Source organism: Xanthomonas citri pv. citri (assembly GCF_000961215.1).
GTDB classification, from domain to species: Bacteria; Pseudomonadota; Gammaproteobacteria; order Xanthomonadales; family Xanthomonadaceae; genus Xanthomonas; species Xanthomonas cissicola.
In genome coordinates this window covers 3,583,269-3,598,737 of record NZ_CP008998.1, presented here as the reverse complement: position 1 = coordinate 3,598,737, position 15,469 = coordinate 3,583,269, and the positions used below count along the sequence as shown (strand labels likewise).

The following is a 15,469-nucleotide window of genomic DNA, read 5'->3' as shown; positions in this document are numbered from 1 at the left end:
ACATGCGTCGGCCGCCGCCGCCTCGTGAGACTCACTCCTTCGGCTTGAGCCACACCTGCTGCTTCAGGCCGCGCACGCTGGGGGTGGCGACATCGTCCAGATCGAAGACCACCACCGTGTTGTCACCCTTGCGCTGGAACGGCGCGGGGAAATACAGCGCGGTCTGCGGGCCGATATTCCAGTGGCGGCCCAGGTTGACACCGTTGGCCCAGGCGAAGCCCTTGCCGAAGGCGCGCATGTCCAGATAGGTGTCGGTCGGCGTGCCGATGCGCAGGGTGCCGCGGTGGAACGCCGGGCCTTGCACGGCCTTGCGGGTCCAGCCGCGGATGCTGTCGGGCGTGCGCATGGGCAGCGGGAAGGCCTGCCAGCCGGTGAGTTGCCGGTTGTCCAGCACGACCGGGTCGACCAGGCCGGCGCGGCCGTCGGCCATGCGCGTGCCGTAATTGATGCGGCCGCTGTTTTCGACCAGGACATCCAGGGTGTGCTGGCCTGCAGGAATCTCTACATCGAGGGACACCTGCTGCAAACGCCGTTCGACGCTGCCGACCGGTCGTTGATCCACGTACACGCGCGCCACATCGCGCACATCGCCCAGATACAGCGGGCCCTTGCGCGGGCCGGTGACGGTGGTGCGGTAGAGGATGTAGCCGTAATCCTGGCCGAACTGCTCCATCGGCTGCGGGGTGTCGATGGCGATCGGTGCGGGCAGGTTGTCCCAGAGCGAGGCCGATTCGCGCAGCGGCGTGTCTGGCAGCGTGGTGGTCGCGATCGGCGCCGGTAATGCGGGCGGTTGCACGCCGGTCACGCGGGCGATGGCATCGCGCATCAACGCGAACTTGGGCGTAGGGTGCCCGGCTTCGTCGAGGATGGCGTCGTAGTCGTAGCTGGTGGTCTGCGGCGCGTAGTGGTCACTGGGATTGTTCTGGAAATTGGCGCCATTCATGAAGCCGAAACTGGTGCCGCCGATAAACATGTAGAGATTGGCCGAGTGACCCTGGCGCAGGATCCACTCGAACTCCTCGGCCTGTTGCCTGGCATCGGTGGCGGCGTGCGGCTTGCCCCAATGGTCGAACCACCCGGCCCAGTATTCGCCGACCATGCGCGGTTGATCGGGGCGGAACTTGATCAGTTTGTCGAATGCGCTCTTGGCCTCGCCGGGTGCGAAGTTCACCACCGCCAGGGTGTCGGGCAAGGTGCCGTTGGCGAGCATGTCGGCGCCATCGGAGGTGAACAGCAAGGCCTTGTCGAAGCCGGCCTTGACGTACATGGCGCGGTTGTCGGCCATGTACGCGTGGTCGTCGGCGTAAGAGCCGTATTCGTTCTCCACCTGCACGGCGATGATCGGCCCACCATTGTGGTTGAGCAGCGGCTGCACCTGGTTGGCCAGTGCGTCCAGATACGCCTGGCTGGCGGCGAGAAAGCGCGGGTCGCGGCTGCGGACGCGGATGTTGCCCTTGCCGAACAACCAGGCCGGGTAGCCGCCGGCTTCCCACTCTGCGCAGGCATAAGGGCCGGGCCGCAGGATGACGTTCAACCCCTGCGCGGCGGCTTCGCGCACGAACGCGGCCACATCGTTGTGACCGGAAAAATCGAACTGGCCTTGCTGCGGTTCCACCAGATTCCAGAACACGTAGGTTTCCACGGTGTTCAAGCCCAGTGCACGCGCTTTTTGCAGGCGGTCTTTCCAGTAGGCGCGCGGAATGCGCTGGAAATGGATGGCGCCGGAAAGCAGTTGATAGGGCTTGCCGTCGCGCACGAACTGCGTGCCCTGCGTGCCGAAGTTCGGCCAGCGTTCGGTCTCTGCGGCTGTGCCGGTGATAGGAAGCGCGAACGCGAGGGCCAGGACGAGCGGTGCAAGGGTGGTGCGCAGCATGAGCGATTCTCGGCGGTAACCAATGACGGGTGATGGCGGTGGATGAGGTTTTGGGTGGATCGGTGTTGATGGTGGCCCTCATCCGCCCTCCGGGCACCTTCTCCCGCTTGCGGGAGAAGGAAGGCAGCGCGCCCCTGCTTGCGGAAAAAGGGGACTAACGGGAGCTGTCATGGTCGAGCTGCCGCGGCTGTGCGTCCGCTAGGCGAACGAGGGCGGGAGATCCTTCTTGTTGGCACCGAAGCTCAGATTGGGCGTGGACCCCATCTCGAACTCCAGGGTGCCGCCTGCGGCAAGATCGGCATGACGCAGCCAGGCACGGTTGGTCGGTGCGCCGTTCCACTTCAGCGACTGCACGTAGACGTTCTTTTCGCTGCTGTTGTTGGCAACGATGCGCAGCGTGCGGCCGTTGCCCACATCCAGTGTGGCGCGCTTGAACAAGGGGCTGCCCACGATGTAGTTGCCGCTAACCGGATCCACCGCATACAGACCCAATGCGCTGAGCACGAACCATGCGCTCATCTGCCCGCAGTCTTCGTTGCCGGACAGGCCGTTGCGCGCGTCGTGATACTGCTCGCGCAGCAAGCGGCGCACCATCGCCTGGGTCTTGTACGGCTGGCCGGCATAGGCGAACAGATACGCCACGTGATGGCTGGGCTCGTTGCCATGCGCGTACTGGCCGACCATGCCGTCGATATCCGGCGGTGCATCGGCGGGCAGTTCGGAGCTGGTGGAAAACAGCTCGTCCAGCTTGGCGACGAAACCGTCGCGACCACCGTACAAATCCATGTAGCCGTACAGATCGTGCTGGTTGAGGAAGGTGGCCTGCCAGGCGCTGGATTCGGTGAAATCGCGCCACTTGGCGATATGGCCCATGCCGCGCGGGTCGAACGGTGTGGCCCAGCTGCCGTCGGCAAGCCGCGCCTGCACGAAGCCGCTGTCGCGATTGAACACGTTGCGGTAGTTGCGCGAGCGGTCGCGCAATGCGCGTGCATCGGCGCTGGCGCCCGCGGCTTGTGCCAGGTGTGCGCAGGCCCAGTCGTCGTAGGCGTATTCGAGCGTGCGGCTGACCGCTTCGTCCACGTTGTCTGCGGGGATGTAACCGAGCGTGCGGTACTCGCCCAGGCCGTGTGTGGTGTCGTCCATCGCACGCTTGCGATACGCCGGCCACGCGGCCTTGTAGTCGATGCCGGTGAAGCCCTTGGCGTGCGCTTCGGCCAACACCACGGCCGAGTGATAGCCGATCATGCAGCCGGTCTCCACGCCTTGCAGCGGCCAGATGCCCACGCCGTCCGGGCATTCGTTGGCGCCGCGCACCAGGCATTGCACCAGATCGGGCACGCGCTCTGGCTGCACCAGCGTGAGCAGCGGATGCGCGGCGCGGTAGGTGTCCCACAGCGAGTAGGTGCTGTAGTTGTTGTAGCCCTTCGGCGCGGTGTGGATCTGCAGGTCCATGCCGCGGTAGCGGTTGTCCACGTCGGAGAACAGCGTAGGCGCCAGCAGGCTGTGATACAGGCCGGTGTAGAAGATGCGCCGTTGCGCGTCGTCATCGCTGTCGATGCGCACGCGGGCCAGTTCCTTTTCCCAGGCGGCGACGGCTTGCGCATGCACGCGCGCGAAGTCGAAGTCCGGCAATTCGGCATCCAGGTTGGCCAGTGCATTGTCGGCGCTGACGGCCGAGATGCCGACCTTGATCAGCAGCGGGGCGTCGGCAGCATCGGGGTAATGCAACGCGGCCTTGAGGTGGGTGCCGTCGGCGCTGCGCGTGCCGGCGGCCAGCGGTTGGTCTTCGTCGTACAACTGCACCTGTTTGAAGGGGCGCGACAGGCGCATGGCGAAATAGATGTAGCGGCCCTTGGCCCATTGGTACACGCGGCGTCCGCCGGTGAGCGTGCGTTCGTCGACCACGCGCAACTGCGCATCGCTGATGCGGGTGGGAATGCCGGGTTTGTCCTGCATGCCGTGGCACAGGTCGAGCAACACATGCGCGGGTTTGCCCTTGGGAAAGTGGTAACGGTGCAGGCCTGCCCGCGCGGTGGCGGTGAGTTCGGCATGCACGCCGCTGTCCTTGAGGCGCACGCGGTAGTAACCCGGCGATGCGGCTTCATCGGCATGGTCGTAGCGCGAGCGGTAGCCGGCGTCCGGGTTGTCGAGCGGGCCGGGCACCAACTTGACCTCGCCGGTGACGGGCACCAGCAGGAAGTCCAGCATGTCGCCGATACCGGTGCCGGACAGGTGCGTGTGCGAAAAGCCCATGATCGAGCCATCGGACTCGTGGTACCCCGAGCACGAATCCCACACTGCGTTATAGGTGTCCGGGCTGAGCTGCACCATGCCGAACGGCAACGTGGCGCCGGGGAAGGTATGGCCGTGGCCGCCGGTGCCGATGAACACATCCACATGCCGGGTGAGGTCGGCGCGGGTACGCGCATCGGCCGGTAGCGCGTAGTTGCCGGCGCGCGCGCGCGCCAGGCCGGGCAGGCCGACGCTGCCGAACAGGGCTGCGGCGATGGCGCCTTGGAGAAAACCGCGTCGTGTTGCCATGTGTGTGGTCTCGGAATGTTGCGGGCCGATGCCGGGGCACCCTCATCCGCCCTGCGGGCACCTTCTCCCAAAGGGAGAAGGAAAGGTCAGAGGCTACGCAGCAGCTGGGGTTTGCGTTGATGCAGGTCGATGATCAGTTCGCCGAACAAGGTGTTGGCCCAGGCGAACCAGTCGCGGGTGAAGGTGTTCGGGTTGTCCTTGTCGAAGGCTTCGTGCATGAAGCCGGTGCCGGCGTGGGTGGTTTTCAACCACTGCAGGCATTGGCGCAGTTGCGCGTCGTCGTCGCTGACCAGCGCGTATTGAATGATGGACATCGGCCAGATCGTTCCCATGCCGCTGTGCGGGCTGCCGACGCCTTCGGCCGCCTTGCCGCGCGAGAAATACGGGTTGCGCTCGCTCCAGGCCAGCTGGCGCGTGCGCAGGAACACCGGGTCGGCGCGGTCGCAGCAGCCCAGGTAGGCCAGGCTGAGCAGGCCCGGTGCATTGGCGTCGTCGATGAACAACTGGTTGCCGAAGCCATCCACTTCGAACGCCCAGTACGCCTGCCCGTCGGCATCGCGTTGCTGGCCGAACTGGCGGGTGGCGGTTTCCACTTCGTCTGCCAACGCGGTGCACTCGGCGGCAAAGGCGGTGTCGCGATGCAAGGCGGTGCTGATCGTGGCCAGCTGCCGCAGCGAGGTCACCGCGAACAGGTTGGCCGGCACGAACAACGGGAACACGCAGGCGTCGTCGGAGGGGCGGAACATCGAGTGGATCATGCCATTGGGCTTGGTCGGCTGGCCGTAGCCTTCCAGCACCAGGGTTTCGGTGGCCAGCGGCGAAGGCCGCTGGAACACGTACGGGCCGCGGTCGTTCTTGCGCTGCTGCTCGCGGAAGGTCTTGACCACCACGTGCATCGCCGCGCGCCAGTCGTCGTCGAACGGTGCGGCGTCGCCGGTGGCGCGCCAGTATTCGTGCGCAATGCGAATGGGGTAGCACAGCGAATCGACTTCCCACTTGCGCTCGCCCACACCGGGCTTCATTTCGGTGATGTCGTTGAGCGACCATTTCAGGCGCTGGGTCTGGCCATCGGGCAGGAACGCGTTCGCATACGGGTCGAGCGCGATGCACGCGGCCTGGCGCTGGATCAGGCCATGGAACATGCGCCGCAACGCCGGGTCGCGCCTGGCCAGCGGCACGTACGGGTGCACCTGCGCGGAGGAATCGCGCAGCCACATCGCGTGGATGTCGCCGGTGATGACGAAGGTGTCCGGCTTGCCGTCGCGGGTGCCGGTTTCCACCGTGGTGTCGAGGGTGTTGGGGTAGCAGTTCTCGAACAGCCAGGCCAGTTCCGGATCGGCGATGCGCGCCTTGATCTGCGCGATTTGCTGTTCGACCGCCTTGCTGACGAAGCGGCGCTGCGCCTTGGGCGGGCGCTTGCTGACAAAGCCGCTGGCTACGCTGGATGCGCCGGTGGCGGGCGCGGCCGCAATGGCGGGCAGTGCGGCGGCGAGCAGGCCGGCACCGGCACTGGCGCCTAGGAGTTGAAGGATGTCGCGGCGGGTGTGCATGACCTGGAACTCCTTGGATTTCGACTGCAGGCCTGCACACCAGTGCCGCTCCAGCGCCGCGCTACCCGCCGGCTAAGGATGAGACCTATGCATGACCAATTCCCGATGACCATACAACGTGTGCGCCAAATGTGCATAGTGCGGCCGCACAATTCTCCGCCGTCTGCGTGGCGGATTGCGCTGGGTCTTCGTTGCCGGCGGCGTTGAAACGCGCCGACGACCGGCACGCCAGTGTCATGACCCCACCGGCAGCGACGGCACGGCATCAACCTCGGTATCAGCCCACCGCATGTCCACGCCACTGTGCCGGCCCCGCGCAGTGGCCATCGTCGTGTGCGTGGCCGAACAACTCGTCCAGCAACCGCCGCGCCGGGCTCCATTCGCCGATCGCCGGGTGGATCAGCATCGCCTTGCAGGCGTCCAGATGGCTGCCGCTGAGCGCCGCCTCGATGGCGGCGTGCTCGTACGCCTTGAACGTGTGCACCAGCCCCTGCACGGCGCTGGGCAGCGGCGCGGCCGGGACCGGCACGATGCGGTCGCGATCGATGTCTGCGGCGATTTCCACGATGTCGTCGTCGGCCAGCTCGCCCATCGCGCCCTGGTTGCGCACATTGACGACATGCCGCGCGGGCCGGGCGCCGGTCAGCGCGCTCATCACGTCCACCGCGATGCGGTGATAGCCGGTGCTGGCGCGGAACGGGTCCGGCTGCGGCGCCAGGTCCGGCGCGAAGGCCGAGCCGGCCTCGGCCTCCAGCTTCATGTACGAGCCGGAGCGCTGCGCCAGATAGGCCGCATAGGTCTGTACCGCACCGGTGGTGTCGCCGGCGTCCAGCCGGCTGCGCAGGTCGCCGATGAGGGTGCGGTTGAGCCGCTCGATCTCGCCGCCACGGCTCGCGCCGCTGGCGCGCTGGTTCTCCAGGGCGCGGCGGCGCTCGTAGAAGAAATACAGGTATTCGGTGGGGATCAGCCGCAGTGCGCGCAGCATGTCGAAGTCGAACAAGGGCGCCAGGTAGAGCTGGCGCAGGATGGCGTCGTCGGCGAGCACGCGGTCGAGGATGTCTTCGCCGCGCAGGCGCACCGCGCGGATCCAGCCCAGATGATTGAGCCCGACGTAGTCGCATTCCACATCGGCAGCCGGCTCGCCGAGCGCGCGTGCGATGTTGTGGAACAACTCCACCGGCGTATCGCAGATACCGACCACGCGCGCGCGGGTGTGTGCGCTGATGGCCTGGGTGATCAGCCCGGCGGGGTTGGTGAAGCTCACCAGCCAGGCGTCCGGGCTCAGGCGTTCGATCATGCGCGCCTGTTCGATCGCCACCGGTACCGTGCGCAGCGCCTTGGCCACGCCGCCCGGGCCGGTGGTCTCCTGGCCGGAATAGCCATGGCCGATGATGGTCTGCTCATCGGAGGCGCGCTGGGCGATGCCGCCGACGCGGATGCTGTTGAGCACGAAATGCGCGCCTTCGATCGCCGCTTCCAGCGAGGGCGCCGCATGCACCTGCAACGCGCCGCCGGCGTCGGCCACGACGGCGCGGCCCATCGCCACCATCAGCGCCAGCCGCTCCTGATCGGGGTCGTACAGCACGATCTCGCGCGCGCCCAGCGCCTCGGCGGCTTCGTTGACGCCGTACACCACCAAGGGTGTGCGGACGCCGCCGCCGCCGATCAGGGTGAGCTTGCGATTGTCGACAGAACTGCTCATGGAACGTCCTCGTGTGTGGGGGGAGATAGGAGAAACAGGCCGTCGAGCGCACCGAGCGCGCTGCAGCAGGCCGCGCCCGCGTGGCAGCCGTGCTGTGCGCTCTCATCCGGCGACAGGCCGCGCAGCTGGGCGGCGAGAAAGCCGGCATCGAAGGCGTCGCCGGCGCCGGTGGTGTCGCGCACCGGCACGATGGGTGCGGCGACCCGGCGTGCGCCGGCGTCATCGATCACCATCGCGCCGGCAGCGCCGCGCTTGATCACCGCCTGGCGCAGGCCGAGTGCGTGTGCCCATGCCAGACACGCGTCGGCGCCATCGCCGCAGCCCATCAGCGCGGCTTCTTTCTGGTTGGGCAGAAACCAGGTCACCGCGCGGCAGGTGGCGTGGTTGGCAGGATCGGCCAGCCAGGCCGGGCTGAAGCCGACATCCAGCGAGGTGCTGCAGCCGGCACGCGCCAGCAGCGGCAGGAGGGGCTGCGCCACCGCAGCAGGCAGCGGCAGGGCGAAGTGCACGTGGGTGGCCGCAGACATCGCGGCGATGGAGGTTTCATCCAGCAGGAGCGCACTCAGGTCGGCATTGGCGCCGTGGTAGGTGAAGAACGAGCGGTCGTCCTGTAGCGACACGCTGGTGGTCACGCCGGTGCCGGCCGGTGAGTCGACCAAGCCATCGGCGGACACGCCGAACTCGCCCAGGCGCTGCGCGAACACCGGACGGTCCTGCGCACCGATCGCACCGAGCACGCGCACGCCGCAGCCCAGCCGTGCCAGCGCGCAGGCGGTGATCAGCGTGCCGCCACCCAACTCGCGCGTGTAGTGACGCGCAAGCGCTTCTTCGCCGGGTGCCGGCCAGCGCTCGAAACCGCTGAAGATGTGGTCGAGATACACCTCGCCGACCACCATGATCTGTGCGGCGCTCATTGCAGCTGGAACGGCCATGCGCGCTCCCTCCGTGTCTGGATCAGATACAGCGCACTGCCCACGCACAGCGCCAGCACTGCCGCCAATACGCGATGGCCGGGGCTGGCGGCCAGCAGATACAGCCAACCGGCCACGCTGATCAGCAGCGGCCACGGATACAGCGGCATCGAAAATGCACGGCGCCGCCGCTTGCGTCGCAACAGCACCACGGCCAGGCACTGCGCCAGAAACTGGAACAGGATCTGGATGATCATCAAGGTGGCGATCAGATCGTCCAGCGACAGCAGGCAGGCCAGCACGGACGTTGCGCCGACGAACAGCAGCGATACGGTGGGAAAGCCGCCACGTGGATGCAGCCGCGCAAACACGCCGAAGAATTGCCCGGCCGCGGCGGCGGCATATGGCACCCGCGAATATCCCAGCAACACCACCAGTGCCGAGCCCCAGCTGGCCAGCACGATCAACGCCACTGCCACGGTGCTGCCCGCCGGCCCGTAGATGGCCTGCATGAAGTCGGCCATCACCGCCTTGGATTGCGCCGCCTGCTGCCAAGGCAGCACGCCGAGCAAGGTGACGTTGAGGCCCAGATAGAGCAGCGCCACGATCGGGATCGAGACCAGCACCGCCCGCGGAATGGTGCGGCGTGGCTTGCGGATTTCGCCACCGAGCATGCACACGTTGTTGTAGCCGCCGTAGTCGTACACCGCGATCAATGCCACTGCGCCCAAGCCCAGCCAGAAGCCGTGCGGCGAAGCCGGGCGCGCATGCAGAAAATCCTCGGCGATGCCCAGATCGAAATGCAGCACGCCGCTGCAAATGATCCACACGCAGGCACCGATCACCGCTGCGCTCACCAGCAACGACAGCACTTGCACCGAACGCACCTTGCGATACAGCAGCAGTGTGTTGAAGGCGCACAGCGCCATCGCCATGGCGGTGAGCCGGGCATGGCCCAGGCCGGGCAGCAGGAACGCCAGATATTGCACGCAGCCCACCGCCGCCGAGCCCACCGACAGCGGTGCGGTCAGCAGCGTTTGCCACAGATACAAAAACCCGAACAGGCGCCCCCAGCGTTCGCGCCCGTATGCCTCGCGCAGATAGTGGTACGGTCCGCCCGAGCGCGGAATCGCAGCGCCGAGTTCGGCCCACACCAGCCCATCGCACAGGCACAGCAGCGCACCGGCCACCCAGCCGATCAACACCGATGGGCCAGCCAACGCCGACAACGCCAGCGGAATGGTGATGAACGGGCCGATGCCGATCATGTTGAGCAGATTGGCCGACAGCGCGCTCCAGAAACCCAGCGTGCGCGGCGGGGCGCCTGCAGCTGTGGACGATGGCGGCACCACCGAGGGACTCAGCATGCGCTGTACGCCGCATGCGTGCTGCGTGCTGTGGTGGCTGCGTCATGGGCAGCGCGCAGGCTGTCGGCGCAGTGGATCGCGGTGGCTTCCATTTGATGCAGATCCAGCACCAGCACTGCATTGTTGCCTTTGCGCAGCCAAGCGCCGGGGCAGAACAGGCACTGTTGCGGGCCGACGTTCCAGTAACGCCCCAACAGGCGTCCGTTGACCCACAGATAGCCTTTGCGCCACTGGCGCATGTCCAGGTACACGTCGCCGACCGTTTGCAGTGCGATATCGGCGGCGAAGAACAGGCCGGGGCGCGCGGCTGGCGCTTGCAGTGGGCGCAACGTGGGCGCGGTGTCGCTATCCAGCGCTAAGCCGTACACCTGCCAGCCGCGCAGCTCGCTGCCATCCAGTCGCACCGGGCCGAGCAGGCCTTTGGCATCGCCCAGTGCCGGGCCGAAATTGATATGGCCGAAACTGTCGACCAGCATGTCGAGCTGGCGTTCCTTCGCGGCGGCGTTCGGCAGGGCGAGTTGCGTTGCACTGTTGAGGTGCGCATGCCGCATGCGCGAGACATGGCCGATCTCGCGGCCATCCAGGTGGACTGCTGCGTAGTCGTGCACCAGGCCCAGGTCCAGTTGCGTGCCGGCGGCAATGCGGCGCCGGTAGACCGCCAGGCCCAGGTTCTGCCTGAGCAGGGTTTGGTTGTCGGCAGGCTGGTCGGTAGGCACCGGCTGGTCTCCCAGGTTGTCCCACAGCGATGCGACCGGGTGTGCGATGACCGCGTCGAAGCGGGTGCGCGCTGGCGCCGCCGGAATCGCCGGCAGCGGGCCGCTGCTGTGTTGGGCGATGATGCTGCGCAGTGCCGTGTAGGCCGGCGTGGCGCAGCCGCGTTCGTCGATCGGTGCGCTGTAGTCGTAGCTGGTGAGCACCGGCTGGAATTGCGAACCGTCGTCTTCGGCATTGGCGCCAGCGCTCAGCCCGAAGTTGCTGCCGCCGTGCACCACATACAGGTTGAACGAATAGCCGGCTGCCATCAGGTGCTGCAGCATCGGTGCGTAGTCGCGGCGCGCCACATCGGCATCGCCCCAATGCGTCAACCAGCCCGGGTAGCCTTCGGCCACCCATACCGGTGCGTCACCTGCGATGGTTCTGGCCTGCTGTAACTCCTGCAGATCCGCACCATCCAGACCCAGCGCCGCGCCGGGCAGGTAGGCCTTGCGTCGGCGCAGGTCCTTCATGCCTTCGGCCAGCGAAAACGGGCCATCGATGCCGTGCTGGCGCCAAAGCGCAGCCAGCGCCTGCAGATAGCCCACGTCGCTGCCGTGCATGCTGTATTCGTTCTCGATCTGCAGCATCAGCACCGGCCCGCCGGCACCGGCCATCAGCGGTGCGAGGTGTGGCGCCACCGCGGCGATATAGCGCTGTACCGCTGCCATGTAACGTGCATCATTGGCGTCGCGTAACCGCATGCCCGGTTCGCGCAGCAGGTAGGGCGGCAGCCCGCCCAGCGTCCATTCGGCGCACACGTAAGGGCCGGGTCGCAGATACACCCACATGCCTTCCTGCTGGCAGAGCTTGATGAAGGCGACGAAATCCCGCTCGTCGGTCGCGAAATCGAACTGCCCCGGCTCGCGCTCGTAGGCATTCCACATCAGGTACAGCGCAATCGTGTTCAAGCCCATCGCCTTGGCCATGCGGATGCGCTGCAGCCAATCCGCACGGGCGATGCGCAACGGATGCATCTCGCCACTGCGCAACTGCCACGGCTGCTGGTCCAGCACGAACTGTCCGCGGTCGAAGCCGAATACATGCGGGCGACCATCCGGCACTGGCGCACGCAGCGACGACAGCAGCGCCGGCGCGGCCGCCAGGCCGAACGGCGCGAGCAGCCCAAACGTGCATAGGCTCCTGCGTTTCATCGTCTCTCCAGCCAGGAAAGGAGCTGCCGCGTTATATCGATCGCATCGCGGTGCGCCATGCCGCGCCGCCAGGTCTGCGGCGCAGCGCGGCCCACTGCTAGAACGCGTACTTGACAGTGAACAGCGCCGTGCTTCCGGCATCGACGATGTCGGAGATCGCCAGATTGCGGCGGCCTATATGCGCCCAATAGCTGTATTCCTTGGTCAGGTTGGAGATCGACAGATCCATGCTCACGCCATTGTCGAAGCGGTAGCCGGTGTGCAGATCCACACGTCGGGTGGGGCGTGCCCACAGGTCGTTCCACGGCGCGCCTTCGTGCAGGAAGTCGTAGCCCAGCAGGTACGAACTGCTGAAGTGGTAGCTCAGGTTCAGCGAGAACCCGTTGTGTTCGTAGAACACTTCCAGGTTGGCCATTGCCGCCGGCGCCGACTGCATGTGCTCGTTCTCGAAACCGTCCAGGCCCAGGTCCGCACGCGCGTGCTGGCGGGTGGCGTTGGCGCTCACGCCCAGGCCATCGAACGGGGCGGGCAGGTCCTGGAATTTTTGCCGGGCGCTGATTTCAACGCCGTAGATCTTGCCGTCGCCGCCATTGGTGGGCATGTGGTACAGCACCGTGCCGCTACCGGTGGTGCTGCCATTGGCCTGCGCCGAGCCGGCATCGTAGATGTAGTTGCGCAGTTGCTTGTAGAAGCCGGCCAGCGAAAAAAAGCCGCCGTGCTGCGTGGACCATTCGCCGGACAGGTCCAGGTTGGTCGATTCGATCGGCTTCAGGTCCGGGTTGCCCTGAGTGATGGTGGTGACGCCATTGGAGATGTCGATCTGGCTGCCGCCGCCCAGCTGCACGAAGGCCGGCCGGGTGTAGCTGGTCCACAGCGAGGCGCGATACGCCGTGCGCAGATCCGGTCGCCAGGTCAGGAACACACTGGGCAAGGGCTCGTTATAGGAGGCGTGGTTATGGTCGAAGTAGCCGGCAATGTCGTTGCCGTCGGCGTCCGTCGGGCTCACCCAGAAGGTGTTGTTGATCGCGGTGTGTTCCAAGCGCACGCCGGGCACGATGTCCAGGTTGCCCATGATGAAGGTGGCGCTGGCGTAGGCGGCACCGACCGCCTCGGTGCCGCGCATGGTGTTGCAGTTGAAGTTGTTGACGTAGAACGCGTTGCCGCAGGTGTCCAGATCGTCGTCGGTGAGATGTTGCGCAATCACACCGGCCACCGCGGCTTCGCTCACGCGCGGGGTGTTCCAGTCGTATTTACCCGGGAAGATCGATGCATAGGTGCCGGTGAAGATGCCCAGCTCGCCCAGCGTGGTGGTGCCATCCACGCCGCCGGTATACCAGTCGCGGTTGGTGTAGCGGCGACGGCTCTTGCTGTACTTGACGCCAAACTGCACCGAGCGCAGTGCGCCGTCCTCTTCGAAGTCGTAGCGGGTATCGACGCGTGCGCCGCCTTTCTTCTGGCCGGAGTAGATCTTGGTCAGCTCGCCATAGCTGCCAGCATAGAGTGAGGGGATGTTGTTGACCTGCGCCTGCAGCGCCGGAGTGAGCTGCGGGTATGGAAATGCACCGCCGCCATAGGCCACCAGGGTATTACTGGAATAGGCGTAGTTGTCCTGGGTGAACTTGTCTTCGCGTCCATCGATCTCGACATGGTCGGGGCGGTCGTTGTCGCCGAAGCTGTAGAACACGTTGGGCATGAAGGTCCAGCCGCCCACGGTCTTTTTCGCGCCGATCTGAAAGGTGGCCAGATCGGCGATTTCCGGGTTGGTTTCGTACCAGAAACGCGAGGCGATGCGGCCGATGTTGGGCGTATACACGCCAGGCGTGCCGGTTGGCACGTAGCGCACATCCTGCGGCAGTAGCTGCACGAAAGTGGTGCCCTGATCGGTCTTGGCATAGGCGTAGGTCATGCGCGCGTAGAGCGACAGGGTGTCGTCCACGTGCCTATCAAACGATGCATTGCCGCCGTAGCGGCGCTCCCAGCCTGCGGCAATCCCGACATTCATGCCGGTGCTGGTGAGGTTGTGTTGCGGATCGAAGCCGGCGGCGTTGCCGCCGTTGGCGTCGGTGTTCAAATATTCCCACGAGCCATCGTTGAGCGCGCTGGTGGCCGCGGCCACTTCGCTGTTGGTGGTGGTGCGGTAGTCGTAGTACGCGCTGGCATACACGCCAAACTGCTGCGCATCGCCGAATTTGTGCTGAAACTCGCCACCGAAGCCGCCACCCAGGCCATCGCCGCCGTAATCGCGCGCGCGGCTTTCCACCCGGCCGCTACCGGTGACGCTGCCGCTGGTGGTGTCCTTGAAGTCGTAGGCGGTGGGGGTGCGGAAATCCAACGTGCCGCCGATCGCATCGCCGTCCATGTCGGCAGTGGAGGTCTTGTTGGCGACGATGGTCTGCAGTCCGGTCGGCGGTAGCAGGCTGAGCTGCACGCTGCGGCTATACGGCATGCCCTGCGCCACGGTGACGCCGTCGATCATGTTGACGTTGTATTCGGAAGGTAGCCCGCGCACCGAGGCAAACATGCCTTCGCCGCGTGCTGCACCGTCGATGCCGCCGAAATAGCCCGAGCCGGTGCTGGTGATGTTGATGCCGGCGATCAGGCCCAGCGCTTCGGCCACGTTGTGCACGGCGGTGCGTTGCAGGTCGTTGGCCGACAGCACATCGACCGTGTTGGCCGCGTTGATCTTCAGGTCGCTGGCGTCGTAGCGGTTGCTCACCACGCTGATCGCCTTCATTTGCTTGACCTCTTCCAGCGCGATCGCCACCGACGCAGTACCGGTCTCGCCGACCTGGATGCTGGTTTCGGCCGCGCTGAAGCCGGGATACTCCAGATTCAGCGCGTACTGCCCTGCAGGCACGTCACGGATGACGAAATGCCCGCGCGCATCGGCGACCGCACTATAGGCGGTACCTGCGATACGCACCTTCGCATTCGCTGCCGGCTTGCCGCTGCTGGCTTCCTTCAGGTCGCCTTCCACCGTGCCGGCCATTGCCGTCGCCGCCGATGCCATGCCGGTGAGGGTCAGGATTGCCACGGCCCATTGCTTGCCATTCGAACGCTCACGCTTTTCCACGTGCCACCTCGCCAGATGCTGGGCAACGTTGCCGATGGCAACGCCCTCCAATGCCTTTGCTCTTGGGCAGACGGTCCGCACGATGGAGCACACACACGGCATCGCGCAGCACGCCGTCAAAGCGTGCGCGTATTACCGCATGGGATGCACGTCGAAGCGTCTGCCAGCTGGGACAGCTGTTGCAGGCGTCAGTGGCGGGGCGGGGAATAGCCGGCGATGCACTTGGAGCGCGATCGCATGGCGCTCAATTTATAGTGCTTGGTCATGCCGGCTGCACCAGTGCAACGAGCGCGCGCATGTGGGCAGGGCGAGGCAACGCGAGGGCGGCAACACGGAGGCGCTGGTCGATACGACGATGCTGCATACAACCATCTCCCGGTGCGCGTGCTGCGTGGAAACGCTGTTGCTGTCGATCAGCCCACGGTCATCGCAATGACGTGTGTTGCCGGCTGAGGTGAGTGATAGACCGCGCTGTTGCGACGGTCAAGCAGGTGTGAAGTGTGTGCTCAGATCGTCGTGCCGGCTGCGCAATGAAGACGAATACA

Annotated in this window: 8 protein-coding genes; all 8 read right to left on the bottom strand. The window is 66.0% G+C overall.

Annotated elements, in window-relative coordinates:
* Positions 1–31 precede the first annotated feature (31 nt).
* The 8 genes from AMD14_RS16060 to AMD14_RS16025 all read right to left on the bottom strand — a co-directional run bounded on the left by AMD14_RS16060 (position 32) and on the right by AMD14_RS16025 (position 14,840).
* A complete protein-coding gene (locus AMD14_RS16060) occupies positions 32–1,873 on the bottom strand; it encodes a glycoside hydrolase family 35 protein (RefSeq protein WP_005924753.1) in 1,842 nt (613 codons plus the stop codon).
* Positions 1,874–2,071: 198 nt separating this feature from the next.
* The gene (locus AMD14_RS16055; protein ID WP_011052026.1) at positions 2,072–4,414 is read right to left on the bottom strand and encodes a GH92 family glycosyl hydrolase; all 2,343 of its coding nucleotides are present in this window, start codon (positions 4,412–4,414) and stop codon (positions 2,072–2,074) included.
* 86 nt (positions 4,415–4,500) lie between these two features.
* Complete coding sequence (locus AMD14_RS16050) at positions 4,501–5,964, bottom strand: glycoside hydrolase family 125 protein (protein WP_011052025.1); 1,464 nt, start codon at positions 5,962–5,964, stop codon at positions 4,501–4,503.
* Positions 5,965–6,241: 277 nt separating this feature from the next.
* Complete coding sequence (locus AMD14_RS16045) at positions 6,242–7,666, bottom strand: 6-phospho-beta-glucosidase (RefSeq protein ID WP_003482450.1); 1,425 nt, start codon at positions 7,664–7,666, stop codon at positions 6,242–6,244.
* Positions 7,663–8,598 (bottom strand): carbohydrate kinase family protein, encoded by a 936-nt coding sequence (locus AMD14_RS16040; protein ID WP_011052024.1) that lies wholly within the window; start codon positions 8,596–8,598, stop codon positions 7,663–7,665. Before AMD14_RS16040 ends, AMD14_RS16045 begins: the two co-directional genes overlap by 4 nt.
* Positions 8,577–9,944 carry an APC family permease gene (locus AMD14_RS16035; RefSeq protein ID WP_040259703.1) on the bottom strand — a complete coding sequence of 456 codons (1,368 nt, stop codon included), beginning with the start codon at positions 9,942–9,944 and terminating at the stop codon, positions 8,577–8,579. Before AMD14_RS16035 ends, AMD14_RS16040 begins: the two co-directional genes overlap by 22 nt.
* Complete coding sequence (locus tag AMD14_RS16030) at positions 9,938–11,851, bottom strand: beta-galactosidase (protein ID WP_015463476.1); 1,914 nt, start codon at positions 11,849–11,851, stop codon at positions 9,938–9,940. Before AMD14_RS16030 ends, AMD14_RS16035 begins: the two co-directional genes overlap by 7 nt.
* Before the next feature lie 97 nt (positions 11,852–11,948).
* Positions 11,949–14,840 carry a TonB-dependent receptor gene (locus tag AMD14_RS16025; RefSeq protein ID WP_011052021.1) on the bottom strand — a complete coding sequence of 964 codons (2,892 nt, stop codon included), beginning with the start codon at positions 14,838–14,840 and terminating at the stop codon, positions 11,949–11,951.
* Positions 14,841–15,469: the final 629 nt, after the last annotated feature.